General features: G+C 69.9%; 23 protein-coding genes. 14 read left to right on the top strand and 9 right to left on the bottom strand.

The window, feature by feature from the left end; genetic code table 11:
- Positions 1-73: 73 nt before the first annotated feature.
- Entirely contained in the window at positions 74-1042 is a 969-nt protein-coding gene (locus tag ACQ3HE_RS13790) for an aldo/keto reductase (RefSeq protein WP_159879191.1), read from the top strand.
- Positions 1043-1051: 9 nt separating this feature from the next.
- On the opposite strand, the gene ACQ3HE_RS13785 is transcribed toward ACQ3HE_RS13790, so the two are convergent.
- Positions 1052-2818: a BCCT family transporter gene (locus tag ACQ3HE_RS13785; protein WP_430893171.1), complete on the bottom strand. Its 1767-nt coding sequence runs from the start codon at positions 2816-2818 to the stop codon at positions 1052-1054.
- A 264-nt stretch (positions 2819-3082) separates the two neighbouring features.
- On the opposite strand from ACQ3HE_RS13785, the gene ACQ3HE_RS13780 reads away from it, so the two are divergent.
- Both ACQ3HE_RS13780 and ACQ3HE_RS13775 read left to right on the top strand, forming a co-directional pair.
- Entirely contained in the window at positions 3083-4144 is a 1062-nt protein-coding gene (locus tag ACQ3HE_RS13780; protein ID WP_430893170.1) for a glycoside hydrolase family 6 protein, read from the top strand.
- A gap of 55 nt (positions 4145-4199) precedes the next feature.
- Positions 4200-5138 (top strand): response regulator transcription factor, encoded by a 939-nt coding sequence (locus ACQ3HE_RS13775; RefSeq protein WP_430893169.1) that lies wholly within the window; start codon positions 4200-4202, stop codon positions 5136-5138.
- A gap of 64 nt (positions 5139-5202) precedes the next feature.
- On the opposite strand, the gene ACQ3HE_RS13770 is transcribed toward ACQ3HE_RS13775, so the two are convergent.
- Positions 5203-5580, bottom strand: a complete 378-nt coding sequence (locus ACQ3HE_RS13770; RefSeq protein WP_079707183.1) for an Hpt domain-containing protein — start codon at positions 5578-5580, stop codon at positions 5203-5205.
- Positions 5577-7073, bottom strand: a complete 1497-nt coding sequence (locus ACQ3HE_RS13765) for a glycosyltransferase family 2 protein (RefSeq protein ID WP_079707182.1) — start codon at positions 7071-7073, stop codon at positions 5577-5579. Before ACQ3HE_RS13765 ends, ACQ3HE_RS13770 begins: the two co-directional genes overlap by 4 nt.
- A 199-nt stretch (positions 7074-7272) precedes the next feature.
- Here ACQ3HE_RS13765 and ACQ3HE_RS13760 point away from each other — a divergent pair, with 199 nt between their 5' ends.
- Positions 7273-7911: a hypothetical protein gene (locus ACQ3HE_RS13760; RefSeq protein WP_242664507.1), complete on the top strand. Its 639-nt coding sequence runs from the start codon at positions 7273-7275 to the stop codon at positions 7909-7911.
- A gap of 19 nt (positions 7912-7930) precedes the next feature.
- Here ACQ3HE_RS13760 and ACQ3HE_RS13755 read toward each other — a convergent pair whose 3' ends face one another.
- From ACQ3HE_RS13755 to ACQ3HE_RS13745, 3 genes are all read right to left on the bottom strand, one after another.
- Complete coding sequence (locus ACQ3HE_RS13755) at positions 7931-9103, bottom strand: diguanylate cyclase domain-containing protein (protein WP_430893168.1); 1173 nt, start codon at positions 9101-9103, stop codon at positions 7931-7933.
- A complete protein-coding gene (locus ACQ3HE_RS13750) occupies positions 9100-10836 on the bottom strand; it encodes a sensor histidine kinase (RefSeq protein ID WP_430893167.1) in 1737 nt (578 codons plus the stop codon). Before ACQ3HE_RS13750 ends, ACQ3HE_RS13755 begins: the two co-directional genes overlap by 4 nt.
- A 74-nt stretch (positions 10837-10910) precedes the next feature.
- The gene (locus ACQ3HE_RS13745; RefSeq protein WP_064295326.1) at positions 10911-11393 is read right to left on the bottom strand and encodes an Lrp/AsnC family transcriptional regulator; all 483 of its coding nucleotides are present in this window, start codon (positions 11391-11393) and stop codon (positions 10911-10913) included.
- A gap of 193 nt (positions 11394-11586) precedes the next feature.
- Between ACQ3HE_RS13745 and ACQ3HE_RS13740 the strand changes: the two genes are divergently transcribed.
- Positions 11587-12381: a PP2C family protein-serine/threonine phosphatase gene (locus tag ACQ3HE_RS13740; protein WP_229939081.1), complete on the top strand. Its 795-nt coding sequence runs from the start codon at positions 11587-11589 to the stop codon at positions 12379-12381.
- Between the two features lie 91 nt (positions 12382-12472).
- The gene (locus ACQ3HE_RS13735) at positions 12473-15523 is read left to right on the top strand and encodes an FtsK/SpoIIIE domain-containing protein (protein ID WP_430893166.1); all 3051 of its coding nucleotides are present in this window, start codon (positions 12473-12475) and stop codon (positions 15521-15523) included.
- Between the two features lie 31 nt (positions 15524-15554).
- Here ACQ3HE_RS13735 and ACQ3HE_RS13730 read toward each other — a convergent pair whose 3' ends face one another.
- Both ACQ3HE_RS13730 and gabT read right to left on the bottom strand, forming a co-directional pair.
- Positions 15555-16559 (bottom strand): asparaginase, encoded by a 1005-nt coding sequence (locus ACQ3HE_RS13730; RefSeq protein ID WP_430893165.1) that lies wholly within the window; start codon positions 16557-16559, stop codon positions 15555-15557.
- Positions 16556-17929: a 4-aminobutyrate--2-oxoglutarate transaminase gene (gene gabT / locus ACQ3HE_RS13725; protein WP_430893164.1), complete on the bottom strand. Its 1374-nt coding sequence runs from the start codon at positions 17927-17929 to the stop codon at positions 16556-16558. The genes ACQ3HE_RS13730 and gabT overlap by 4 nt, the downstream gene beginning before the upstream one ends.
- A gap of 82 nt (positions 17930-18011) precedes the next feature.
- Between gabT and ACQ3HE_RS13720 the strand changes: the two genes are divergently transcribed.
- On the top strand, positions 18012-18494 hold the full coding sequence (locus ACQ3HE_RS13720; RefSeq protein ID WP_086473942.1) for an OsmC family protein: 483 nt from the start codon (positions 18012-18014) through the stop codon (positions 18492-18494).
- Positions 18495-18515: 21 nt separating this feature from the next.
- On the opposite strand, the gene ACQ3HE_RS13715 is transcribed toward ACQ3HE_RS13720, so the two are convergent.
- Positions 18516-19328 (bottom strand): lysophospholipid acyltransferase family protein, encoded by an 813-nt coding sequence (locus tag ACQ3HE_RS13715; protein ID WP_159879177.1) that lies wholly within the window; start codon positions 19326-19328, stop codon positions 18516-18518.
- Between the two features lie 146 nt (positions 19329-19474).
- Here ACQ3HE_RS13715 and ACQ3HE_RS13710 point away from each other — a divergent pair, with 146 nt between their 5' ends.
- The 7 genes from ACQ3HE_RS13710 to ispG all read left to right on the top strand — a co-directional run bounded on the left by ACQ3HE_RS13710 (position 19475) and on the right by ispG (position 26703).
- Positions 19475-20473 carry an FKBP-type peptidyl-prolyl cis-trans isomerase gene (locus ACQ3HE_RS13710; RefSeq protein WP_079707174.1) on the top strand — a complete coding sequence of 333 codons (999 nt, stop codon included), beginning with the start codon at positions 19475-19477 and terminating at the stop codon, positions 20471-20473.
- 35 nt (positions 20474-20508) lie between these two features.
- Positions 20509-21588 (top strand): 1-deoxy-D-xylulose-5-phosphate reductoisomerase, encoded by a 1080-nt coding sequence (locus ACQ3HE_RS13705; protein WP_430893163.1) that lies wholly within the window; start codon positions 20509-20511, stop codon positions 21586-21588.
- Between the two features lie 85 nt (positions 21589-21673).
- Positions 21674-23008, top strand: a complete 1335-nt coding sequence (locus ACQ3HE_RS13700) for a M50 family metallopeptidase (RefSeq protein WP_079707172.1) — start codon at positions 21674-21676, stop codon at positions 23006-23008.
- A 120-nt stretch (positions 23009-23128) separates the two neighbouring features.
- Positions 23129-24337, top strand: a complete 1209-nt coding sequence (locus ACQ3HE_RS13695; protein WP_430893162.1) for a sensor histidine kinase — start codon at positions 23129-23131, stop codon at positions 24335-24337.
- On the top strand, positions 24334-24993 hold the full coding sequence (locus ACQ3HE_RS13690) for a response regulator transcription factor (RefSeq protein WP_430893161.1): 660 nt from the start codon (positions 24334-24336) through the stop codon (positions 24991-24993). Before ACQ3HE_RS13695 ends, ACQ3HE_RS13690 begins: the two co-directional genes overlap by 4 nt.
- A gap of 134 nt (positions 24994-25127) precedes the next feature.
- Entirely contained in the window at positions 25128-25466 is a 339-nt protein-coding gene (locus ACQ3HE_RS13685; protein ID WP_138944658.1) for an SHOCT domain-containing protein, read from the top strand.
- 76 nt (positions 25467-25542) lie between these two features.
- A complete protein-coding gene (ispG, locus tag ACQ3HE_RS13680; RefSeq protein WP_064295337.1) occupies positions 25543-26703 on the top strand; it encodes a flavodoxin-dependent (E)-4-hydroxy-3-methylbut-2-enyl-diphosphate synthase in 1161 nt (386 codons plus the stop codon).
- Positions 26704-26730 lie beyond the last annotated feature (27 nt).

Raw genomic sequence — 26730 nt, 5'->3', positions numbered from 1 at the left:
CGTCACGTGGTCCTGGCCGCGGCGTCGGGGGCCGACAGGTGCCTGTGGAGGACGCTCGGGCTAGCCTGGATGCATGTCTGATCTCAGCTATCGCCCACTCGGTCGCAGCGGCCTCCTCGTCTCAGCGGTCGGTATCGGCTGCAACAACTTCGGACGAGAGGGCACGGTCACCGAGAGCCTGGACGGCACGCGAGCCGTCGTCGACGCGGCGATCGACGCCGGGGTCACCCTCTTCGACACCGCCGACATCTACGGCCGGGAGTACGGGCTGAGCGAACAACTCCTCGGGCAGGCGATCGCCGGACGGCGGGATGAGATCGTGCTCGCGACCAAGTTCGGCCATGTGGACTACGAGAGCCCGATTCCGAACTGGGGGGCCAAGGGCTCCCGTCGCTACATCCGGCTCGCGGTCGAGGGCTCGCTCCGCCGCCTGGGCACCGACTGGATCGACCTGTACCAGCTGCACACCCCCGACCCGTTCACGCCGATCGAGGAGACGATCGCGGCCCTGGACGAGCTCGTCCACGAGGGGAAGATCCGCTACGCCGGCCACTCGAACTTCGCCGGTTGGCAGCTGACCGAGGCGGACTGGGCGGCTCGTACCGCCGGGCACCCCGCATTCATCTCGGCCCAGAACGAGTACAGCCTGCTCGTCCGGGGCGCGGAGCGCGAGCTGTTCCCGGCCATGCGCGCCGCCGGTGTCGGCTTCCTCCCGTACTTCCCGCTCTACAACGGCCTGTTCACGGGGAAGTTCTCCCGTGACGGCGGGCCGGCGGACAGCCGCATCATGCGCCAGCGCAAGCACCTGCTCGACACGGCGCCCTGGGACGCGATCGAGGCCTACCAGGCCTTCTGCGACGAGCGCGGCATCTCCATGCTCGAGGCGACCTTCGGCTGGTTGCTCGCCCAGGACGGGCTCACGAGTGTCATCGCCGGCGCGACCACTCCGGAACAGATCCGCGCGAACGCCGCGGCCGGTTCGGCGTGGTCGCCGACCGCCGAGGAAGCGGCCTGGATCTCGGACCGCTTCCCCGTCGGTTGAGCCGCCCGGTCAGTCCTTCGAGCGGGGCTGCTTCGGGTCCTGCTTCCGCGGGTCCGAGGACACGGCCGATGATCCCGGGGCGTCCGGAGACGCGAGCTGCCGGAGGTCGAGCTGGGCGGTCATCGTGCCGAAGTGCTCCGTGACCTGCTCCGAGACCTGATCTGACAGCTGTTCGCTCACGTCGGCTGAGACGCTTTCGGTGAGCTCTGCGGCGAACAGACGGCGCTTCGCCCGCTGCTCCCGCCGCACCTCGATGCCGAAGGCCTTGAACGAGGAGACGCACATGAGGATGATCACGACGCTGAAGGGCAGCGCGGTGATGATGGCCGCCGTCTGCATCGACGCGAGACCGCCCGCGATGAGCAGCGAGATGGCCAGGAGGCTCGTCACGAGTGCCCAGGCGATCCGGACCCGGTTCCTCGGCTCCGTCCCGCCGGTCGTGAGCATGCCCATCACGAGCGATCCCGAGTCGGCCGAGGTCACGAAGAACAGGAGGATGAGCAGGAGGGCGCCGACGGTCGCGATCGATCCACCGGGCAGGCCGGCGAGCATGTTGAACAGGGCGGTGTTGAGGTCCACGGGACCGTCCGCACCGCTGAAGTCACGCCCCTCCAGCGACTGCATGATGGCGGTGCCGCCGAGCACGGCGAACCAGAGGAAGGTCACGAGGGTCGGGACGAGGAGGACGCCGAGCACGAACTGCCGCACGGTGCGCCCCTTCGAGATGCGGGCGATGAAGACGCCGACGAAGGGTGCCCACGACATCCACCAGCCCCAGTAGAAGGTCGTCCACGAGGACTGCCAGGCCTCGCCGGCAGCACCCTGGTACGCGGAGACGTTGAAGGTGAGTCCGACCACGTTCTGGAGGTACGCGCCCATCGACTGCACCCACTCGCGCAACAGGAACAGCGTCGGGCCGGCGAACAGGACGAAGAACAGGAGGAGCCCGGCGAGGATCAGGTTGGTGTTCGAGAGCCACTTCATGCCCTTGTGCACGCCGGAGACGAGGGAGAAGATCGTGACACCGGTGATCACGAGAATGAGGATGACCTGGGTGAGGATGTTCGGCTCGGCGATGCCCGTGTAGCCGAGTCCTGCGGAGATCTGCAGCACACCGAGCCCGAGTGAGGTCGCGACGCCGAAGACGGTGCCGATGACGGCGATGGTGTCGATCGCGTTGCCCCAGCCGCCCTGCACGCGCTTGCCGAGGAGCGGTTCGATCGCCCAGCGGATCGACATCGGCCGTCCCTTTCGGTGCACGGCGTAGGCCAGGGCAACACCGACGACCGCATAGATCGACCAGGCGTGGAGTCCCCAGTGCAGGTACGTCTGACTCATCGCCTGTTGGGCGAGGGACTGCTCGGACCCCGTCACGCCGGGGCGCGGCTCGAGGAAGTGCGTCAGCGGTTCACCGACGCCGTAGAAGACGAGCCCGATGCCCATGCCGGCGGCGAAGAGCATGGAGAACCAGGACAGGAGCGAGAACTCCGGTTCGTCGTCGTCCTTGCCGAGCTTGATGTCGCCGAACTTCGACACGGCGAAGACGATGGCGACGATGACGAAGGCCGCGACGAGGAGGACGTAGTACCACCCGAGGCTCCCGATGATGCCGGACTGGATCGAGCCGAAGACGGCCTCGGCCTGCTTCGGGAGCAGGATCGAGAACAGTGCGACGCCGAGGATGACGACGAGGGACGGCCCGAGCACCCACGGGATGACCTTCGCCGGCGCACCACCGGCGGCCGCATCGGAGGTGGGGATGGTCTTCGTGCTCACGTGTGTGCTCCTCGGGCCCTGGGGCGACCCTGCGTCGCTCCGATCATCAAGGGTAGGGAGCCGCGGCGATCCGGACAACGTTGCGCAGCGGGCCCTGGTGTGCAGTCCGGCGTGCGCGCTCGTGGAGCGGGCCGAGCGGCCCCGGACGCTTCGGTGCCTCCCAGCCACGGCGTCCACCCCCCACTCGGGGCACGGATTCGAGCGAATCGGCACCGTGGCGAGGCTTTGTCGGGCACAATTGCGGATGACCATGCAGGAGGATCCGTGCCGAGAACGCCCCGCGACCGACGACGTACCCGGACGGCCGTCGCCCTCGGCGTCGTCGCCGTGCTCCTCGCCGGCGGTGCGCTCGCGGTGTCGCTCGTGAGCCGCGTCCCGAACGCCGCCGCCGGCCCGTTCGACGGCGCGCAGTTGTACGTCGATCCGTCCTCACTGGCCGCTCGCGCCGCCGCGGCCGATCAGGTCGCCACGACCGAGCAACCGTCGAGTTCCGCCACGACCGGGACGAGTGGTGGGTCCGACGGTGACCCGACGGATGTCGCCGACCAACTCGCGGCAGCGTCACGGCTCGCAGCGGAGCCGACGGCGATCTGGCTCGTCCCGGAGCGTTACCCCATGAACACGGTGCAGGGCACTGTCTCCGAGATCGTCCGGTCAGCCGAACGCGCCGGCTCCATGCCGGTCTTCACGGTCTACGGCATCCCGGAGCGGGATTGCGGCAACCAGTCGGCAGGTGGGTTGTCGAGTGACGAGTATCAGGATTGGGTCGCCGAGATCGTCGCCGCCGTCGCGGATCATCGCGTCGCGGTCATCCTCGAACCGGATGCCGTCGCGCTCGCACCGGATTGCGGTGACCGAACCGCGAGGATGCGGCAACTGGCAGCCGCGACCGAGCAGTTCGCGGACGCGTCCGTCCCCGTCTACCTCGACGGCGGCCACTCCGACTGGCGACCGCCCGCCGAGATGGCCGAGCTCCTCCGGGAGGCCGGTGTCGCCGACGCAACGGGCTTCGCCACCAACGTCTCCAACTACAACACGACCGAGGACGAGATCGCCTATGCGGAGGAACTGAGCGGCCTCCTCGACGGCGCCCATTACGTGATCGACACCTCTCGGAACGGCAGCGGCTCGAACGGCGAATGGTGCAACCCGTCCGGCCGGACGGTGGGGCAGCAGCCCCTCACCGCGCAGGCCGAACACCTCGACGCGAACCTCTGGGTGAAAGCCCCCGGCGAGAGCGACGGAGCGTGCAACGGTGGCCCCCTTGCTGGGGTATGGTGGCCGGAGCAGGCCGTGCAACTGGCCAAGGGATTCAGCGCGTGGTGAGTCGGCAACGGCCACATCCGGCACGTCGCTGACGGGTGGAACGGGTAGGGGCATCGTGACCGAAGAGCTGAGCGAACGTCGGACCGCGGTCGTCATCGAAGACGACGCGGACATCCGCCAACTGCTCGAGACCGTCCTCGAGCAGGCCGGCTTCGAGACCGTGTCCGCCGCGAACGGTCTCGACGGCGTCGAGGCGGTGCGGAGGCACAACCCCCTCGTCACGACCCTCGACGTCAGCATGCCGGGTATCGACGGTTTCGAGGCGGCCAAGCGCATCCGAGCCATCAGCTCCACCTACATCGTCATGCTCACCGCCCGCGGCGACGAGATCGACACCCTGCAGGGCCTCGATTCCGGCGCCGACGACTACATGACCAAGCCCTTCCGTCCGCGCGAGCTCCGTGCCCGCATCGAGGCGATGCTGCGTCGGCCTCGCGCGAACGGTGATGCTCCGGCCGTCGCTGCGGCGGCACCGGCACAACCGGCTCCGACCGCGGTCGAGCCGGCTCCCGTCGCCCAGGTCGCGGCACCGCCGCTGCAGCAGCAGGTGTCGTCGCCCGACCCCACGATCGTGCACGAGACCGTCGCGCGTCATGCCGCGCCCGTCGGGCAGTCGGTCGTCCCGATCATCATGCAACCGGCTGCCGCAGGGCCTGACGACGGCGAAGGGTGGCTCGTCCACCGCGGTCTGAAGCTCAGCTCGGCCACCCGCATCGTCGAGGTCGACGGCACCGAGGTCGACCTCACGCGGAGCGAGTTCGACCTGTTGCAGGCACTGATGGAGTCCCGCCGTCGAGTGCGCAGCAAGGCGGACCTCGCGCTCATGCTCCGTGGCGAGAGCTACATCACGGCCTACTACGTCAGCGAAGCCGACAAGCGTGCGATCGAGGTGCATCTCGCCAACCTGCGACGGAAGCTCGCGGACAGCACCGTGGCCCCGCGGTTCATCGAGACGGTGCGCGGCGTCGGCTACCGCATGACCTCCGACGACTGAGACCACCGCGGTCCCGACCGCGACGGAGCCTCGCCGGCGACCAACGACGCCCGGTGGACGGAGCTCAGGATTCCGCTGCGTCTGCCGCGTCGAGTTCGAGCAGCCGTTCGCAGCTGCGACGGCCGACCTCCTGGAGGGCGGTGTGGATCTCGCGCGCGCGTTCGAGTCGCCCCAGCTCGATCGCCTGGAGACCGGCACTCGCGAGTCCGGCCACCCCGATCACGCCCAGCATGACGCTGGAGGAGCGGATGCTGAGGAGGACGACCTTGGACTCGTCGGTGTCGTCGGCGTCGAGTGCCGCTCCCAGGCGCGCCAGACGGGTGGGCCACATCTCGACGTAGGTCTGGACGAACCGACGACGACTGCGCAGGTCGCCCGAGAGTTCTCGGAGCAACCTGCGCAGTTCGTCGGCGTCGACCGTGCCCGGGTCGGGGGACGTCACACGCGGTAGCCGCGCTGACGACGGATGAGCTTGCCGAACATGCTGAGCGTCTGCAGCACGGTGATGACGCCGAGGACCGGCCAGCCCGCCCAGAGGATCGTGGACTGGACGACGGGGGAGAGCTGGGTCCAGGCGGCGACGATCGCGATGATGGCGGCGAGGACGAACAGGAGCGGCGCGAGGTGCGCGTTGCCCGAGCCGCGTTCTGCCTTCGCCTGCTCGGCCCAGTTGTCGACCTTCTTGTTCGACGCGAACTTCGACCAGGCACGGATGAAGTGGCCCATTCGGATCCACATGTAGAACTCGGCCGGGAAGATGAGGACCGCGAAGAGGATGTCGCGGGCGTTCCGCTTCTTCATCGACAGCGCGATGCGCAGGTTGAGGAAGATGGCGACCAGCGGCGGGATGAGCCACACGGGGCTGAACACGAAGGCGTGGATCGACAGCGACCCGGCGAGCAGCACGACGAAGAGGATGCGCGTGACGATGTTGAGGAGCATCTCCGCGTTCTCGAGCCACCGCAGTCGCAAGTTCGGGTGGAACGGCTGCCCCTTGGTGTCGCCGCGCTGGCCGGGCCACATGAGCTCGATCGCGCCGTAGTTCCACTTCACCTGCTGGGCGTCGAGGGAGCGGACCGTGGTCATCCCACCGACGTCGGCACGGGCGCGGGCGCTGATCTTCGTGAGGTAGCCGGCGCTCTTGATCTGCAGCGACAGGAGCGAGTCCTCCACCTCGGAGTCCTTGACCCACGGGGTGGACTGGTGGTTCTGCTCCATGGCGTCGCGCAGGGCCTGGACGGAGAAGATCGAGTACTGCCCGCCGAGCACGGCCATGTTGCGGCCTCGGAGCATGTTCTGCATGTTGAACGCGGCGAACTGCGTGCGCTGGCCGGCGATGAGGAACGCCGGGACGAGCTGCTTCTTGAACGGCTCGTCGTCGATCGAGAAGATCGCGGAGATGCCGCCGATGCGACTGTCCGAGACGATCTCGGCTTCGAGCGACTCGATCGCGGTCGGGTCGGCGACCGTGTCACCGTCGACACCGAGCAGGTAGTCGTAGCCTTCGACGAGCGTGAAGCCGTAGTTGAGCGCGCCCACCTTCTTGTCGGGGTTCTTCCCGATGTCGTGGATGAACACCTCGGTGAACTGCTCGTAGCCGTCCTCGTCGACCCGGGAGTGCGGGCCGGCGTAGGGCGCGGCGACGTCGACCGACCGGTCCGTGGTGTTGTTGATGACCACGTGGATCACATCGGGCATCCGCGTCTGCTCGAGGAGGGACGCGAGCACTGCCGGCAGCGACTCCTCCTCGTTGTAGGCGGGGATGATGCACCCGATGGTCGCGCGGTACTCGGGGAGCGAGTTGACCGAGTCGATGAATTCGTTGGCATACGCTTCAAGTTCGGGCGCGAGAAGCGGCTGCGTCTGAATGTACCGAGGGTCAGGCTGCTGGGCGTTGGGCCGAGAGCTGTCCGGTCGCGCTTCGAGTTCTGACATCAGGGGTCCTGTTCCGAGTGGGTCGAGTGCAACGGTTCGCGCTGCAGTTGCAACTCTGCCGCGTTGGGCGCGGCTTTCGCGCGTGAATGCGATAGCGTCGGCTCAGGATTTCCTCAAGATTCGCGCTGGCCCCAGTTCGTGGGTCATACGGACCCTCGAGGGTCACTCGATCATCCCTCCGACACCCGCCAGGAGCCTCATGTCGAACCACCCAAGCCCGGTCCGGAACCGGCACGTCAGGCACGCCCTCCAGGCCGCGACCGCCGCCGCGCTCGTCCTCGGGCTGAGCGCCTGCGGCACGCCTCCGTGGGAGGAGCCGGGCGCGCAGCCGACCAGCTCGCCGCGCGTGTCGAAGACGCCGAGGCCGACGGTGAGTGCGATCACCAACGAACTCGCGAGCGGGAGTGCCAAGCACACGCTCACGGCGGGCTCCGCCACCCTCACGGTCGACTACTGGTCCACACTGTCGATGGACGCGTGGACCGCGGACGTCAACAAACCGGTGAGCTTCTCGCTCAGCGGCGTGCTCAACCCCGACGATCTGCAGGCGCTCTACCTGTCGCGGGTGACGCTCACCACGACGGTCCACGGACCGAAGGGGCAGCTGGAGTCGCCTGCCCCGTTCACCGACCAGTCGACGGTGGCACCGGGGTACCTGATCAAGGCGCCGTACAGCTACAGCCAGACGTTCGTCCTCCCCGAGGTGGACAGCGCCGCGACCGGCGTCACGTTGACGATCACCTACGAGCTGCTGGTGCAGGCGACGCCGACGTCCGCCGAGTATGCGAAGCAGACTGCGGTGGACACCCTCACGATCGCGATCGCCCCGCAGGCCTGACCGAGCTCGGTCCGAGCCGTCAGCGGCCCGTGGCCGTCGACGAGGCGAGGACCGTGCGGTTCCCGCCGGCTGCAGCGGCACGCAGGCTGGCGTCGCTTGCGGCACGCGTGAGGACGGCGACGTCGTACCCGAGGTAGTCGGTCAGAGCGATCCCGATGCTGGCCGTCGGGCGCAGGCGCGGCGTGGTCTCGACGGGGTGGTCGAGCAGGCCGTCCTGGATGCCCTTGGCCGCCTGGAGTGCGACGTCGGCGTCCGTTGCGGGGGTCGCGATCAGGAGACACCCCGCGCCGTCCTCGCCGATGTCGGAGAGCGTCGGGCCGTACCGACGGACCGAGGAGATGAACCCCTCGGCGACCTCACTGCTGAACGCTGCTCCGAACGCCGTCTTCATCTCATCGAGGTCGTCGAGCCGGACGTGGAGGATCGCGAGCTGCTCGTCATGGAAGTTCGCCCGTTCCAGCCAGTCGTCGACGATCCGGACGAAGGACTCCTGGAGGAGGACGTCGTCGCCCGTGTACGCGACGATGCTCCCGTGCCGTCGGCTGGCGGGTGCGGCGCGCTCGGCCCGCAGGACCGAGAGCACCACGGTCGCGACGATGAGGAGCGCGATGAGCAGCAGCGAGGCGGCCACGGTCCCGAAGAGCGTCGTGAACAACGAACCGTCCGGCCCCTCCACGAGGAGTGCGACCAGCCGAGCCGCGAAGAACGCCGACGCGATGCCGAGCACGATGGTGAAACCACGGGTGGTCGGGTTGTCCCGCATCGCGCCGACGAGCGTCTCAGCCGCGCCGAGGCCCGCGAAGAGGGCGATGCAGAGGAACGTCGCAGGCGCGCCCGCCCAGGGGCCTCCCGAGGGGCCGGCGGCGAGCGCGGCGACGATCGTGACCGCCGTCCCGATGAGTGAGACCCAGAGCAGACTCGATTTGCCGTTGAAGAGCCGCGCGCCGGACCACAGGGCGGCGATGCTCAGCACGTATCCACCGTTCCCGGCGGCGATCGCCCACCAGGCCTCCTGGCTCAGGGCGCTGACGACGTAGGAGAAGCTGGTGAACATCCCGGCCATGTAGGACACGGACCACACCCTCCCGCTCGCGTCGTCCTTCCGCATGAAGGTGTTGACGATGAACGTCGCGCCGCAGACGAAGATGACGAGCGCGTTGATCACCGCGACGGTCTGGCTGTCGAAGGTCATTCGGTGCCGCCTCTCGGAATACGGACGACCGCGGTCGTGCCCTCACCGAGCACGCTGTGGACGGTGAGGTCGCCGCCGTGCAGACGGACGATGTCCCGACTGATCGCGAGGCCGAGACCGCTGCCGTGCACCGTGGAGTTGCGGACGAGGTCGGAGCGGAAGAACCGCTCGAAGAGCTTCGCTTGGTCCTCCTCGGAGATGCCGATGCCGGTGTCCCGCACGATGACCCAGGCAGTGTCGCCCTCCGCGGTGACACCGACGCTCAGCTCGCCGCCGTCCCGGTTGTACTTGATGCCGTTCGAGAGCAGGTTGTCGACGACCTGCCGGAGGCGGAACGGGTCGGCGAACAACGGCACGGCCTCCTCGTCGTGGCGCACGATGGTGATGCTCCGTTCGGCGGCCACGTGCGCCAACGACTCGACCGAGCGGTCGACGATCTCCCGGAGCTCGCACTCGGAGCGTTCGAGCACCATGGTCCGGTTCACGTCGCGGGAGGCTGCGAGGATGTCCGCGATGAGTTCGAGGAGTCGATCGCCGTTCGTCTGGGCGATCGTGAGCTGCTTCGCGACCCGCGGTGGGAGCCCCGGGTCGTCGAGCGCGAGGTCGAGGTACCCGAGGATCGACGTCAGCGGCGTCCGGAGCTCGTGCGACACGGAGGCCACGAGGTCGTCCCTGGCCCGGATCGCGTTGATCTCGCTCGTGACGTTGCGTGAGACGAGCACCGTGCCGTCGTAGCCGCCCTCGTGGTCGTAGAGGCGGCGGGAGGTGAGGGCGAGGGCGATCCGCTCGGTACCGGGGGCGCCGAGCCACACCGTGAGGTTCTCGAACTCCTCACCACGGCGTGCACGGATGTACGGCTTGTCCTGCGGCTGGAGGAGGGTCAGTCCGTCCTCGGCCCACACCGGGAGTGCGGGATTGACGTCGGACAGCTCGCCGACCTCGTCCTGCAGCCGCGTCTGGAACCGGTTGACCATCGCCCGGGCTCCGATGCGGTCGAAGCGGACGACGCCGAAGTTCACGGCGTTGAGGATCTCCGCGAGGCGGCTCTCCTGGTCCTGGGCGCGCCCCAGGGCGGTCTCGAGCTGGCCGGCCTGCTTGTTCAGCAGCACGCGCTGCGCCTCCGTCCGCTTCGCGGTCATCGCGGTGGAGACGGCGACGAACGCGAGGACCGTGGGCAGGATGACGAGCGCCGGCAGGTTGGCGATGGTGATGTCCCCCGGGGTCATCGCGAGGGATGACCAGCTCGACGTGCAGACGAGCACGATGGCGGTCACGGCACCTGCGAGGCCGAAGGCCGTCGCCATCCAGATGGTCGGGAAGACCCAGAGGAGTCCCGCGCCGATCAGGGGTTCGCCTTGCCGGATGAGCGCGATGGCGATGATGTCGAGGATCGGGAGCGCGATGAGGAGCCGCGGCACCTGGTGCCACGGCACGATCGGCGCGAGCGCCGTCGCGATGAACGCCAGGATCACCCCGATGTAGAAGAGGACGGAGTTGTCGTCGACGCCCTGGAACAGGAGCGTGGCGAAGAGGATGGCGACGACCGCCAGGCCGAAGAGCAGCTGTGGGAAGGCGCTGTAGCCGGTCATCCGACCGACGCGTCGTGGGACCTCGACCGCGTGCGGGCCCGTTCTCGTGGGCCCGGTGTCCGCGAGACCGGGTGCCGAGGCGGTGTCACCCGACGCCGACGGGCCGGACGGGGGAGTCCGTTCTCCGATCGGCTTCGCGGGCATGGGTTGAGCGTACCTCTGTCGGGGGTGGCGGAACGTGATACTGGGGACGGCTTGCGCCGGTGCGGGGATCCCCTCTAGCGGGTGCCCCAGTCGTAGAGCTGCTTGTGCAGGCGCAGGTAGACGAAGGTCTCCGTTCCGGAGACACCGTCGACGGTGCGGATCTCGTCGTTCAGCAGCGCGATCAGTTCCTCGTCGTCCTCGCAGACCACTTCGACCAGCAGGTCGAAGGAGCCTGCGGTCAGGACGACGTAGTCGACGGCCGACAACGCGGACAGGCGGTCCGCGACCACGCGGGTGTCACCGGTCACCCGGACGCCTATCATCGCCTGTCGGGTGAAACCGAGCTGCATCGGGTCGGTCACCGCGACGATCTGGATGACGCCGGACTCCGTGAGTTTCTGCACCCGTTGCCGCACCGCGGCCTCGCTGAGTCCGACGGCCTTCCCGATCTCGGCGTAGGAGCGGCGTCCGTCGGTCTGGAGCTGCTCGATGATCGCCTTCGAGGTGTCGTCGGGCGGCGCCGCCTTCGCCGGTGCATCGGAGCTCGCTCGTGTCATGCGTCGATCATGACAGCGTGGACGGGTCGCGGCAAGCGGATCCGCAGGACCGACCGACCCCGGCGTCCGGATCCGTCGTCGCCGATCCCCGTACGGAATCCGCCGAGCCGGGTGGGGCGGTCCTGCGGTCGGCCGGTACCGTACTATCGTCGAGGGTGCATCAGCCACCGCCAGCCGTATTAGAGGAGCAGACGTGACCGAGCACGGGCAACGGATCGTCACGCTGCCCGGCGGGCGTCGAGTCTCACTCGCGTGGGCCGGCATGACCGATGTCGGCAAGCGACGCGAGTTGAACGAGGACGCCTTCGTGGCGCTCCCTCCCGTGTTCGCCGTGGCCGACGGCATGGGTGGGCACTCCGCCGGCGAGGTCGCGAGTGCCGCGGTCGCGCACCGCCTGACCAAGGCCACCGAGGGAGCCGAGATCCTCACCGTCGACGGCCTCGTCGACGCGCTGCGCATGGCCGTCGCGGACATGATCGACACCGCGGAGGAGGGCGAACTCGGCATGGGCACCACCGTCACCGGTGTCGTGCTGACGGCCGACGAGGGCGAGGGTCGCGTCGCGGTCTTCAACATCGGCGACTCCAGGGTGTACCGGCTGCAGGACGGCGAGCTGGTCCAGGTCACCGAAGACCACTCGATCGTCCAGGAGCTGATCCGCGCGGGAGCGATCAGCCCTGAGGAGGCGGAGTTCCACCCGAACAGCAACATGATCACCCGGGCCGTCGGACCGTCGGACGACCCCGTACCTGACGTCGAGCTCTTCCCGATCGAGACCGGTGCCCGATGGCTCGTCTGCTCGGACGGGCTCACGAAGGAACTCACCGACCACGGGATCTGGTACTTCCTGACCGAGGGGGCCACGCCGGTCGACGCGGCCGAACTTCTCCTGCGTGCCGCCCTCGACAACGGCGGACGCGACAACGTCTCGGTCATCGTGCTCGACATCGCAGCGGTCGACGAGAGCGTCGAGCAGCCCGCCTCCTGAGCCCGCTCCACAGCCGCTGCTCGCGCGGGCTTCACGCCCGGTCGGACCGTCCCGTCAGCCGGTCAGGGCCGCAGAGTGCTCCACTGGAGCCATGAGCCCTTCGGACGTGACGCCCTCCGCGACCACCTCGCACCGGCCCGCGACGACGCCGGCCCGCCTCCGTGCCCCCAGCCCGCCGGCAGAGCCGCACACCGGGTCGCTCCCGATCCTCGCAAGTCTCGCCCCGGTCGTCGGGTCGGTCGCCCTGTTCGCGATCACCGGCTCACCCGTGACCCTCGTCTTCGCCGCGCTCGGGCCCCTCATCGCCGTCGCCGGCTACATCGACGCACGCTGGACCAGACGTCGGCGCGGACGGCGGGCGCGCGCGGCGTATGACGCTGCGGCGCAGGAGCTGGAGCAGGACATCGCGCGAGCACACGTCGAGGAACTCGAGGAACTGCGAGCACTCCACCCTGCCGGTCGGCTCCTCGGGGTCATCGACGGACCCGATCGTGCCAGGTGGCGGGTACCGGAGGCCCGCCGCACGCTCGTCTGCGTCGGGCGAGGGGAGACGAGGAGTGCCGTCCGAGTGGACGCGGGGGCGGACGACGACCGATGGGATTGGGCGGCACGGCTGTCCGAGGCGCCGGTCGTGGTCGAGGCGGTCGAGGGGATCGGCATCGTCGGTGGGAGGGTGTTCGCGCGCGCGGTGGCCCGCAGCATCCTCCTGCAGCTCGCCCGACAGCTCCCGCCGCAGGCAGCGCAGTTCTCCGGTGAGCCCGCGGCTCCCGACGACCGCACCTGGGCGTTCCTCGAGGACCTCCCGCACCGTGCGGTCTCGGACCCCGCCGACCCGATGCCCGGTGGGCGACCGGCGGAGCCGACCCTCGTCTCGGTCGTCGAACGCTGGGAAGCGGTCGGGTCCGCCGCGGGGCGATCGGGAGGACGCCCGCCGACCGGCGGTGTACTCGTCGCCCTGTCCGACACTGTCGAGCTCATCCCCACCCGCTGCCGACACCTGCTCGTCCTCGATACCGACGGCCAGACCGTCCTCGCCGACGGTACCGGCGCCTCCACGTCCGTGCCGGTGTCGCCAACCCTGCTCGCGGAGGCCGAAGCGGAACACGTCGTCGAGGCGCTCTCCGCCGCCGCACTCACGACGGGGGAGTCGCCGACCCTCTCGAGTCTGCCGACCGACGTCGCCTTCGCGCAGGTGCATCCGGTGCGGGGCCGTCGCCCGTCGGTGGGATCCGACTGGCGGCCCGATGCGCTCCGGGTCGCCGTCGGCACCGGCGTCGAGGGCGTGCAGCTGCTGGACCTCGGAGCGGACGGACCCCATGCACTGGTCGGCGGCACGACCGGGAGCGGCAAGAGCGAGCTGCTCATCACCTGGATCACGGCTCTCGCCGCGCAGTGCTCACCGCAGGAGCTCTCCCTGCTCCTCGTCGACTGCAAGGGCGGCGCCTCCTTCCAAGCGGTGGAGACTCTGCCGCACGTGGTCGGGATGGTGACCGACCTCGAACCGGGAGCGGCGGACCGCGTCGTGTCGAGTCTGCGTGCCGAGCTGCGCCACCGCGAGCGTGTGCTCGCCGGACACGGGGCGCGGCACCTGCTCGACCCCGTGCTCCTGCCGGAGCATCGCCCGGCACGGCTCGTCGTCGTCGTCGACGAGTTCCAGGCACTGCTCGACGCGAGCCCGCACCTCCATCAGGTGTTCGCCGACCTCGCGGCCCGCGGGCGATCACTCGGCCTGCATCTGATCCTCTGCAGTCAGCGTCCTGCGGCGGTCGCCGCCGACGCCATCCTCGCGAACTGCACGCTCCGCCTCTCGCTCCGGGTCACCTCGCGCCCCGACAGCGCCGCGATCCTCGGTGTGCCCGATGCGGCCGCGATCCCGGCCGGAACGCCGGGCCGCTGCATCGTCTGGAACGGCGACCGACGACTCGTGTTCCAGTCCGCGGTCACCACGTCCGACGACATCCTCGCGGTCCGTGAGCGCTGGCGCGACGCGCCTGCACCTCGGCGACCATGGCTCGACCCCCTGCCGGCACGCCTGGCCTTGAGCGCTGTCTCGGCGATCGAGGCGGGACGTGCCGGAGGCTCGGAGAGCACCGGTGTCGACTGTCCTCCCGGGGAGGGCATCGTGTTCGGCCTCGCGGACCTCCCCGAGGAGCAGGCACAACGCCCCGCGGTGTGGTGTCCGGAGCACGACGGCTCGCTGCTGGTGCTCGGCACCGGACGTTCCGGTCGAACGACCCTGCTGGACACGCTCGAGGTCGGCGCGCGCGATCGCTTCCGCGTGGAGCGCGTCGGCCAGGATGCCGAGCAGGCCTGGGACACCGTCATGGCGCTGTCGGATCCGCTCCGCCCGACCGAGCGCACCCTCCTGCTGGTCGACGACGTGGAGTCGCTCCTCGCGACCGCCGGGGACGAGCACGGCGCCGCCCTCCGCGATGCACTGCTCGGCCTGCTTCGAGACGGGGGACGCCGCGGGATCAGCGTCGTCCTCGTCGCCTCCCGGCTCGGTGGTGTGGTCCACCGGTTCTCGGCTCAGCTGAGCAGCACGCTCGTCCTCCGCCTCGCCGATCGGCAGGATCATCTCGTCGCCGGCGCACCCGCCTCCTGCTTCGATCCACGCCGACCCGCCGGCCGCGCGCACTGGCAGGACTCGGAAGTGCAGATCGCGCTCGCTCCACCGTCGCCGGCGTCACCGTCCTCTGCGCCCGGGGTCCACCGCTGGCGACCGAGCCCGCAACGCGCGACCGTCATCGTCACGCGCGCGACCGGAGCGGTCCGGGCGATGCTGCAGCGCTCGACCGGGACGGAGCGACGCGTGCGGCTCATCGAACCGGCAGCGCAGCTGTTCCCGTCCGCACCGCTCGCGGGCGTCGCGGGCGTCGAGAGCGACGTCCTGGAGGACGACGCCGCGATCGTCGTCCTCGTCGACCCCGAGACGTGGCTGTCGGGCCGGTTGGTCGTCGGGCGAGACCTTCCGCCGAGCACAGCCGGTGCCGACCTGGTGGTCCACGGCTGCTCCGCCGCCGACTTCCGGCAGGCGACCAGGAGCCGTGAACTCCCCCCGCTCCTCGGCTATGCGAGCGGCCGTGCTTGGTGGTGGCGGGCCGGACAGGAGGCGATGCGTGTGGACCTGCTCGGCTCCTGACCCGAAGCCGCCGAGGCTGTCGGCCGGGCGGTCAGACCGCGGTGACGGCGATCCGGCCGACGACGGCGGCTCCGCCGTGGATGGCCAGGTCGAGTTCCGGTTCGAGGGCGTCGACGGCGGCCGCATCGAGTGCTCCGACCGAGACGAGTAGACGGAGGGCGATGATCGTCGAGGCCCGGAGCGAGCCGTCGAGGACCTTGAGCGCGACGGTCGCGCCGCCGGGTGCCGACATGACCATCACGCCTTCCGCACCGAGCTTCGCGAACAGGCCGAGGCGTTCGATGACGAGCGTGTTCGCCCGACCGGGTCCATCGAGTGCCCAGCCGTTGGCGAGCACCGCCGCAGTGAGCAGCCCGGCGTTCCGGTACAGGGCGAACGGCGAGGTGGGGGAGGAGTTGACGACGCGTCCGATGCCACGTGCGAGTCCGGTCAGGGAGACGGCGTACACCGGCGCCCCGCAGCCGTCGACCCCGCTGGCGGCGGGCTTCTCGCCGGTGAAGCGCTCGACGGTGTCGCGGACGGCGAGCTGCAACGGATGGTCGGGTTCGAGGTACGTCGCCTGGTCCCACCCGTTCTGCGCGCAGGCGAGCAGCATGGCCGCGTGCTTCCCGGAGCAGTTCATGTACAGGGGGCTCGTGCCGAGGCCGTCCCGGACCAGCTCGTCGCGGGACGCGCGATCACCGGGCCAATCGGCCGGGCACTGCAACGCCGAGTCCTCGATCCGAGCCCGGCCGAGCATGCTGCGCACGACCTGGACGTGCTTGCGGGTGCCCGCATGGCTCGCGGTCGCGAGCACGGCCTGAGCGCCCTCGAGGGACACCCCGGCGTTCATGATCGTGATCGCCTGGAAGGGCTTGAGGCACGAGCGGGGGAAGACCGGAGCGTCCGGTGCTCCGAGGCTCGCGAGGACCTCGCCCTCCGGACCGAGGACGATCGCCGATCCGGCGTGTCGTGACTCGATGAAGCCGCTGCGCTCGACGACAGCCAGCTCCACCGCGTCCGCGACGCCGAAGGTCTGGGGGACCGCCGTGCTCACAGTGCTGCGAGCGCCTGATCGATGACCGTCATCGCGTCCGCGATGAGCTCGTCGGAGACGGCGAGGCTCGGGAGGAAACGGAGGACGTTGCCGTAGGTGCCGGCGGTGAGGACGAGCACGCCCTGCTGCGCGGCGGCTGCGGCGATGGCGCTGACGGCGGCCGGGTTGGGCTCCTTCGTCGTCGAGGCGGTACCCGGCTGGACGAGTTCCATCGCGATCATCGCGCCGATGCCGCGGACGTCGCCGATGATGTCGTACTTGCCCTGGAGCTCGAGCAGCGCCGCCGTCAGGGTGGCACCGATGCGATCCGCTTCGGCCAGCAGACCGCGCGACTCGATCGACTCGAAGACCGCGACCGACGCGGCACACGCGACGGGGTTACCGCCGAAGGTGCCACCGAGCCCGCCGGGCTGGCTGGCGTCCATGATCTCGGCGCGCCCCGTGACCGCCGCGAGCGGCAGACCGCCGGCGATGCCCTTCGCGCTCAGCACGAGGTCGGGGACGAGGCCGAAGTGCGAGCTCGCGAAGTACTCGCCGGTGCGCGCCATGCCGCTCTGGATCTCGTCGGCGATGAACACGACGCCGTTGGCCGTGCACCACTCCTGGAGCGCGGGGAGGTAGCCCTCCGCGGGGACGACGAAGCCGCCCTCGCCCTGGATCGGCTCGACGACGAGGCATGCGAGGTCGGTGGCACCGATGCGCTTCTCGAGGTAGGCGATGGTGCGGGTCGCAGCCGCAGCTCCGGACAGGCCGTCGTGGTAGGGGTAGGAGTTGGGGGCGTGGTAGACGTCGCCGGCGAACGGACCGTAGCCGGTCGCGTAGGGGGCGGCCTTGTAGTTCATCGCCATGGTCAGGTTGGTGCGACCGTGGTAGCCGTGGTCGAGCACCGCGACAGCCCGCCGACCGGTGTACTTGCGAGCGATCTTCACGCCGTTCTCGACCGCCTCGGCGCCCGAGTTCACGAGCACCGACTTCTTCGCGAAGTCGCCCGGGGTGTGCTCGGCGAGCAGCTCCGCGACGCGCACGTACTCCTCGTAGGGGGTGATCGTGAACAGGGTGTGCAGGACGTCGGCCGCCTGGTCCTGGACGGCGCCGACCACGGAGGACTCCGTGTGGCCGATGGTGGTGACACCGATACCGGCACCGAGGTCGATGAACTGGTTGCCGTCGACGTCGACGACGATCGCGCCGTGCGCGCGCTCGATGTACACCGGGAGGACACTCGATACGCCATCGGACACGACCGCGGTCCGGCGGGCGTGCAGCGCCTGCGAGCGCGGGCCCGGGACGGCCGTCACGATGCGACGCTCCTGCGTCACGCTGGGGGCGGAGGCGGTCGTCTGGTCCGTGGTGTCGAGCGTGTCAGTCATAGTCCTCCAGCGTAGCGCGACCTCCCGACAGCGGGGCCGCGAACGCGGGCCGCGGCGGAGAGGCCAGTGGGATACTGGTGGCATGATCACGGGCCACCACGACTACACCATCGGCGTCCGCTGGGACGGAGACCTCGGGACGGGCACGAGCGGGTACCGGGACTACTCCCGGGAGCTCACGGTGACGGCCGCCGGGAAGCACGACCTCGAGGGCTCGGCCGACAAACCGTTCCGCGGCGACCCGGGTCGATGGAACCCCGAGGAGCTGCTCCTCGCGGCCCTCGCCCAGTGCCATCTCCTGTCCTACCTGCACGTCGCCGTGACCCTCGGTGTCGTGGTGACGGCCTACACGGACGACGCCGTCGGGACCATGGTGGAGGACGGCGCGGGCAGCGGTGCGTTCACGGAGGTGGTCCTGCGTCCGCAGGTCACGGTCGCCGATGCGTCGATGGTCGAGGCGGCGCGCGCAGGACACGCCCGCGCGAACGAGCTGTGCTTCATCGCCAACTCGGTGAACTTCCCGGTCCGTCATGAACCGACGATCGTCGTCGCGACGACCACCTGAGGAGTGGACGGACGCCGCGGCTCAGAGCCGTTCCGGGCGGAAGGCGCGCTTGATGCGCTCGACGGTGTCGGCGGGCGGCGACTCGTTGTAGGCGTTCGCGAGCTCCTGGCCAGTGAGGGCGTGGATCGCCGCCATGATCTCGTCCGTCGCCTTGCGTCTGGCGCGTCCTGAGGTCGCCGGTCCATGGTGGCTCACGTCGATGGGTTCTCCGAAGATCACCGTGACCGGTTTGAACTTCGGGATCGTGGTGCCCACCGGCATGAGGTCGTCGGTGCCGATGAGGCCCACCGGGACGACCGTCGCGCCCGTGGTGAGTGCCAGCCAGGCGACACCGGTCCTGCCGCGGTACAACCGTCCGTCGAGCGACCGGGTGCCCTCGGGGTAGATGGCGAAGGCCTCGCCGCTCTCGAGGATCCGGCGTCCCTGGTCGAGCGCCTCCTGCGCCGCCTGTCCGACGCCACGTTCGACCCCGACCGCGCCGATCGAGGTGAAGAAGGTGCGCGAGACCCAGCCCTTCAGACCGCGTCCGGTGAAGTAATCGGACTTCGCCAGGAACTGCACCCGTCGTGGCGCGCTGATCGGGATCGCGATGCTGTCGATGAACGAGAGGTGGTTGCTCGCCAGGATGACCGGCCCACGCTTCGGGACGTTCTTCCGACCGATGATCTTGGGGCGGTAGAGCAGCTTCGCCGTCGTGTTCAGGACGGCTCGTCCGAAGTAGTAGACGACACCCGGTTTCGAGGGCGTGGACACCGTGTCGTCCGTCGACGGTTCGACCGTGGTCTGGTCGGAGGGTTCCTGGGCGCGTCGCTGCGTCTGCTCCTCATCGGCCATGCGCACGACTGTACCCGGCGACGCATGCGCGACCCGGCATACTCACGTGTGACCACCCACCGCGGATGTTCGGCGCGCTGTCAGCCAGCATGGAGCCTGGTGGGTGAAACTGGACCGACCCCTCAGCAACGACCGAAAGTTCCCCTGTGCGCAAGAGCCTCTGCCTTCTGGCCGTCATCGCGTCCCTCGTGTCGCTGACCGCGTGCAGTTCGGCGACGTCGCAGTCGCAAGCGCTTCCCAGTCCGGGGGAGTGCGCCGACACGAGCGCAGGCAAGGCGTCCAAGGCCATCAGCGTCAGTGGCGACTTCGGCTCGATCCCCGAGGTCACCTTCGCGAAGGGCACCCTCGCCGCAGACACGACCGAACGCACGATCGTGGCCAAGGGCGACGGAGAGCGGGTCGATCCCGGCGACACGACGTTCGTCGAGATGTCGATCTACAACGCCGTGACCGGGTCGATCGTCGCGCAGACCGCCTACGGTGCGAGCCCGGCGACGGCGATCGTGGTCAACGACCAGAAGTACCTGAAGGGCCTCGTCCGCGCCGTCGAGTGCACGAACGTCGGATCCCGCGTCGCGGCGTTCGTCACGGCGGGCGACGGGTTCGGTTCCGCAGGGTCGAGCGACGGCACGGTCCAGGCCGACCAGCCGCTGGTCGTCGTGGCCGACGTCCTCAGCACGGTGCACAGCGACGCCAAGGCGGACGGCGTCCCGCAGGAGCCCGTCGCCGGGATGCCCGCGGTCGAGCTCGACACCGCCGGACGACCCACGGTCACCATCCCCGAGGAGCCCGCTCCGGCCGATCTCCAGGTCGCGGTCCTCAAGCAGGGCGACGGGGCGGTGGTGCAGCCCGACGCCGAGGTCATCATCAACTACCAGGGTGTGAACTGGCGGACCGGCGAGGTCTTCGACGAGAGCTGGGGCAACGGACCGACCAACTTCCAGCTGTCCGCCGTGGTGAAGGGCTTCTCGAGCGCCATCGCCGGCCAGCACATCGGATCGCAGGTCATCGCCGTCATCCCACCCGACCTCGGGTACGGACCGAGCGGCGGCAACAGCCAGGCGGGCATCGAGGCCGACGACACCATCGTGTTCGTCATCGACATCCTCGACGCGAGCAGCACCACGGCTCCCGCCGCGGGCTGAGCGGCCCGCACCGCCGCCGACGTAGACTGACCGCCGTGAGACGCGTCATCATCCTCGGATCAACCGGCTCGATCGGCACGCGGGCACTCGACGTCATCAGGGGTGACCGCGACCGCTTCGAGGTCGTCGGCCTGACGGCCGGCTCGAACGCCGAGCTCCTCGCCGAGCAGGCCGCCGCCTTCCACGTCGACGACACGGCCCTGGGCGCGGCCGACGCCGAGCGGCTCATCCGCAGCGTCGACGCCGACGTGGTGCTGAACGGCATCACGGGCTCCATCGGGCTCGGCCCGACCCTCGCGGCCCTCGAGACGGGCAGGACGCTCGCGCTCGCGAACAAGGAGTCGCTCATCGTCGGTGGCGACCTCGTCCGGCGGATCGCGACACCCGGCCAGATCGTGCCCGTGGACTCCGAGCATTCCGCGATCGCCCAGGCCCTCCGATCCGGCACCGCCACGGAGGTGCGACGGCTCGTCCTGACCGCCTCGGGAGGACCGTTCCGCGGACGGGACCGCGCGTCGCTCGCCGGCGTCACGCCGGCCGAGGCACTCGCCCACCCCACCTGGGACATGGGTCTCGTCGTCACGACGAACTCGGCGACCCTCGTCAACAAGGGTCTCGAGGTGATCGAGGCGCACCTGCTGTTCGACGTCCCATACGACCGCATCGAGGTGACGGTCCACCCGCAGTCGATCGTCCACTCGATGGTCGAGTTCATCGACGGTTCCACCATCGCCCAGGCCTCCCCGCCCGACATGCGGCTCCCCATCTCCCTCGGGCTCGACTGGCCCAACCGGGTCCCAGGCGTCGGCGTCCCGCTCGATTGGACCTCGCGCCAGCAGTGGACGTTCGAGCCCCTCGACCACGAGGCCTTCCCGGCGGTGCGGCTGGCCAAGCTCGTGGGCGGGCAGGGTCGCACCTATCCGGCCGTGTTCAACGCGGCGAACGAGGAGGCCGTTGCGGCCTTCCACGCGGGTCGGCTGGGCTACCTCGGCATCCTCGACACCGTCCGCGCGGTCGTCGACGACCACGAGGCGCCCGAGGGCGAGCTCACCCGGGAGGCGCTCGCGGAGGCGGAGCGCTGGGCGAGGGCTCGCGCGCAGCAGCGCATCGGCTGACCTACCCGTCCATCGTCGGAAGCTTCAGAGCGGCCGTACAGCCGGCGTGCAGCCGGTGACCCGACCGCGCGAGTAGGGTTACGCCGTGGAATCCGTCCTCCTCTACCTCCTCGGCATCGTGATCGTGCTCGTGGGCCTCATCGTGTCCATCGGGCTGCACGAGGTCGGTCACCTCGTGCCCGCGAAGCTGTTCGGCGTGCGGGTCACCCAGTACATGATCGGCTTCGGTCGCACCATCTGGTCGCGCCGCAAGGGCGAGACCGAGTACGGCGTCAAGATGATCCCGCTCGGCGGCTACATCTCGATGATCGGCATGTTCCCGCCCAAGCAGCCCGGCGGTGCCGCCCGGAACGCCAGCACCGGCTTCTTCGACACGCTGGTCCAGGACGCGCGGGAGGCGAGTGCCGACACGATCGGCGCCGGCGACGAGGAGCGCACCTTCTACCGGTTGCCCGTCTGGAAGCGGATCGTCGTCATGCTCGGCGGGCCGTTCATGAACCTCGTCCTCGCCGTCCTGTTCATCGGTATCGCCGTGTCGGGGTTCGGCGTCCCGCAGCAGAGCAGCACGCTGACCTCGGTGTACGAGTGCGTGCTGCCGTCCACCAGCGACCGCCAGAGCTGTGCAGCTGGGGATCCGCAGGGTCCGGCGGCCGCCGCGGGTTTGAAGCCGGGCGACACGATCCTCTCGATCGACGGCACCCCGATCTCCACCTTCGCCGAGATCTCCGCGGCCGTGCAGGATTCGCCGGGCAAGCCGTTGGCCCTCGAGGTCGCCCGCGGAGAGCAGCGACTCGACCTCACCCTGACGCCGCTGCTGCTCGAGCGGGACGTCGTCGACGCCGAGACCGGCAAGATCGTCACGAACGCCGACGGCTCGGCGAAGACCCATGAGGTCGGCTTCGTCGGCATCACCCCGCAGCAGCAGATGGTGGCGCAGCCCGTCACCACGATCCTGCCGACCGTCGGCGACACGATCGCCCGGACCGCCAACATCATCCTGAACCTGCCCCAGCGACTCATCGACGTCGGGCAGGCCGCGTTCGGATCCGGCGAGCGCGACCCCAACGGGCCGATGAGTGTCGTGGGCGTCGGACGGGTCGTGGGCGAGGTGGTCAGCCTCGACGAGATCCCCGTCGCGTCGAAGGCGGCGACCGTGTTCGGCATCCTCGGGTCGCTCAACGTCGCGCTCTTCGTCTTCAACCTCATCCCCTTGCTGCCCCTCGACGGCGGGCACGTCGCAGCAGCGCTCTGGGAGGCGATCCGTCGCCGCTTCGCGAAGGTCTTCCGACGTCGCGACCCGGGACCGGTGGACGCGGCGAAGCTCATCCCGCTCACCTTCGGCGTGGTGATCGTCCTCGGCGGCATGAGCGCGCTCCTCGTGTACGCCGACATCGTCAAGCCGGTCAACCTCTTCGGCTAGGCCGACGCGACCGGAGCCCGCGGGACCGTCCCATCCCGGTACGGCCGTACTCCCCGGGGAGTACGGTGCAGGCTCCGTGCGGGCGACGCGGCGGCTCCGACCCGCGAGTAGCATGCAGGGATGGCATCGGTCGAGACGGGTTCGGCACCCTGGACGCCGCCGGGCGATCGCCGACCCGGACGCCCCGTCTGGCGCCTCTGGGCGCCGGTGGTGGTGTCCTTCCTCGTCCAGGTGCCCGCGACAGCGGTGCTCGCCCTCCACGGTTCCTTCGGCCCGGGTGCCGGTGCCTCGGGGTGGTCCCGTTCCTCGGCCGTCCTCCTGGCACTCGCCGGCGTGCTCTGCCTGCTCGCTGCCAGGCGGTCGCCCGGGCCGACGGTCGCGGCGGTCGCCGTACTGTCGAGCGCCTCGATGCTGACGGGTCCCACCTGGGGTCCTCCCGCCGTGGCGCTGGCGTTCGCCGCGGGTTCCGGCATCGTCCGTGGAGCGCGCGGCTGGACCTATCCGTCGCTGGGACTCGGGTGGGCACTCGCCCTGACCGTCACGCTCGCCGTCGGTTGGAAGGTGTCGGGATTCCGCGTCGGGGCCACGACCGCCCTCGTCATCGTCGCCGTCCTCCTCGCCGAGGGACTCCGCACCCGGCGCGAACAGCTCGACGCGGATCGCCGGCGTCAGGGTGAACGTCGGGCTTCCGCCGCCCAGGAGGAGCGCGTGCGCATCGCCCGTGAGCTGCACGATGTGGTCGCCCACTCGCTCGCGCAGATCACCGTCCAGGCCGGCATGGGCCTGCATCTCATGGACACCCAGCCCGAACGTGCCAGGGAGGCTCTGACGAACATCAAGGGGTCGAGCAAGGCGTCGCTCGACGAGGTCCGTGGCCTCCTCGACGTCCTCCGTGGTGCCGATGCGGCCCAGGATCCCACGACCGGCGCGCCGAGGCGACCGGGGCCGGATCTCGAGGCACTACCAGTCCTCGTCCAGTCCCTCCGAGACCAGGGCGTCGACGCGGTACTCGAGCTGCGCCTCGTCTCCACGCCCGGCGCGGCCGTGCAGCAGGCGCTGTACCGGATCGCACAGGAGAGCGTCACGAACGTCCTCCGGCACGCGCAGGCCGGACGGGTCTCCGTCGAGCTCGTCGAGGTCGACGGCACCTACCGCCTGCTCGTGGAGGACGACGGAGTCGGTGCCCCACCCGGCCCCGCGGAGCACGGCAACGGCCTCCTCGGCATGACCGAACGCGCCGAGCTCCTCGGTGGCACCCTCGAGACCGGGCGGAGTCCGCTCGGCGGTTTCCGTGTCACGGCCCGGGTGCCGGTCCGAGGCGTCGCATGATCCGCGTGGTCGTCGCCGACGACCAGGCCCTCATCCGCGGCGGATTCCGCGCCCTCCTCGACGCGGAGCCCGACATCGCGGTCGTCGGTGAGGCGGCCGGTGGGGACGAGGCGCTCATCGTCGTCCGTCGGGAACGACCGGACGTGGTCCTCATGGACATCAGGATGCCCGGAGGCGACGGCCTGGCCGCCACCGAGGCCATCGTCGCGGATCCGGCGCTCGAGGCCACCCGCATCATCGTCGTCACCACCTTCGAGCTCGACGAGTACGTCGCGCAGGCGATCCGGGCAGGCGCGAGCGGCTTCCTCGTGAAGGACACCGAGCCGGCCGAGCTCATCCGGGCCGTCCGAGTGGTCGCGTCGGGTGACGCCCTGCTGTCGCCCGGGGTCACGAGGCGGCTGCTCACCCAGGTCGCCGGAGCGATCGCCGCGCCGCTCGACGACGCCGTGATCGCCGGGCTCACGGAGCGCGAATGCGAGGTGCTGGGTCTCGTCGGACGCGGACTCACCAACGAGGAGATCGGAGGGGCGCTGTTCCTCAGCCCGCTCACGGCGAAGACCCACGTGTCGCGCATCATGTCGAAGCTCGCCGCGCGCGACCGGGTCCGGCTCGTCGTCATCGCCTACGAGACCGGGCTCGTCAGTCCCGGCGTCTGAGCGACCGGCGGTCGTACTCCCAGGGGAGCCAAGTGATGCGTCCCGTCGTCGGATGCCCTCGGCCACCATCCGGAGGAGGCTCGGGGTCGTGATGCGGACGACGGTCGTCGTCCGCCCGACGAACGGAGTCCTCCATGTCCACCTCCCTGATCGTGCTCGCCGCGACCGCCATGCATCCCGGTGGTCCCGGACCGGGCTTCCACCTCCTCTGGCTGCTGCTCATCCCCGCGTTCTGGATCGCCGTGATCGTCCTCATCGTCGCGCTCGTCGGTCGGCGGTGGCGTCGCCGAGCCTGGTCCGGGGCGTCCCCGGACGGCCACCAGGGCCCGCCGTGGGCCTGGCGCCAGGACGGGTCGCGGAGCGCCGAGCAGACGCTCGCCGAGCGTTTCGCCCAGGGCGACATCGACGAGGTCGAGTACCGGGAACGGCTCGGCGTCCTGCGAGCGAATCGCGAGGCACCGCCCGCCCGTTGACCGTGGATCGCGACGTCCCAGCAGGCATTCAGCTCACGGGGAGCCTGCGGGGCGTCGCGCGCGTAAGCTGAGGCTCGTGGTAGCTATCAATCTGGGTCTTCCGTCGGTTCCCGAGACGCTCAGCCCGCGGCGCAAGTCGCGACAGATCAAGGTCGGCAAGGTGCTCGTCGGCGGCGATGCCCCGGTGAGCGTCCAGTCGATGACGACGACCCAGACGACCAACATCAACGCGACCCTCCAACAGATCGCCGAGCTCACGGCCTCGGGCTGCGACATCGTCCGCGTGGCCGTCCCGACCCGCGACGACGCCGAGGTGCTGCCGATCATCGCGAAGAAGAGTCAGATCCCGGTGATCGCCGACATCCACTTCCAGCCCGCCTACGTCTACGCCGCGATCGACGCAGGGTGCGCGGCCGTCCGGGTCAATCCCGGCAACATCCGGAAGTTCGACGACCAGGTCGGCGAGATCGCCCGGCGCGCGAAGGCCGCCGGCGTCTCCCTCCGCATCGGTGTCAACGCCGGTTCCCTCGACCCGCGGCTGCTGCAGAAGTACGGCAAGGCGACCCCAGAAGCGCTCGTCGAGAGCGCCGTCTGGGAGGCGAGCCTCTTCGAGGAGCACGACTTCCACGACTTCAAGATCTCCGTCAAGCACAACGACCCGGTCGTCATGGTGAAGGCCTACCGGCTGCTCGCCGAGCGCGGTGACTGGCCGCTGCACCTCGGCGTGACGGAGGCCGGTCCCTCCTTCCAGGGCACGATCAAGAGCGCGACCGCCTTCGGCATCCTGCTCTCCGAGGGCATCGGCGACACCATCCGTGTCTCGCTCTCCGCGCCGCCGGCGGAGGAGATCAAGGTCGGGCTGCAGATCCTGCAGTCGCTGAACCTCCGCGAGCGCAAGCTCGAGATCGTCTCCTGCCCGAGCTGTGGGCGCGCGCAGGTCGACGTCTACAAGCTCGCGAACGACGTGACCGACGGCCTCGAGGGGATGAGCGTCCCACTGCGCGTCGCCGTCATGGGCTGCGTCGTGAACGGCCCCGGAGAGGCACGCGAAGCCGACCTCGGCGTCGCGAGCGGCAACGGCAAGGGCCAGATCTTCGTCAAGGGCGAGGTCATCAAGACCGTGCCGGAATCGGAGATCGTCGCGACGCTCATCCAGGAGGCCAACCGCCTGGCCGCCGAGATGCCCGCCGACGACACCTCCACGGGCGCACCGGTGGTGACGGTCGGCTCCAACTGAGCCTGGAGCGTCGCCCGACCGGTCTCC

This window comes from Plantibacter auratus (genome assembly GCF_050587365.1).
In the GTDB taxonomy this organism is placed as follows: domain Bacteria; phylum Actinomycetota; class Actinomycetes; order Actinomycetales; family Microbacteriaceae; genus Plantibacter; species Plantibacter auratus.
Note: the sequence above shows the minus strand (reverse complement) of the source record. Positions and strands in the feature narration are given on the sequence as shown.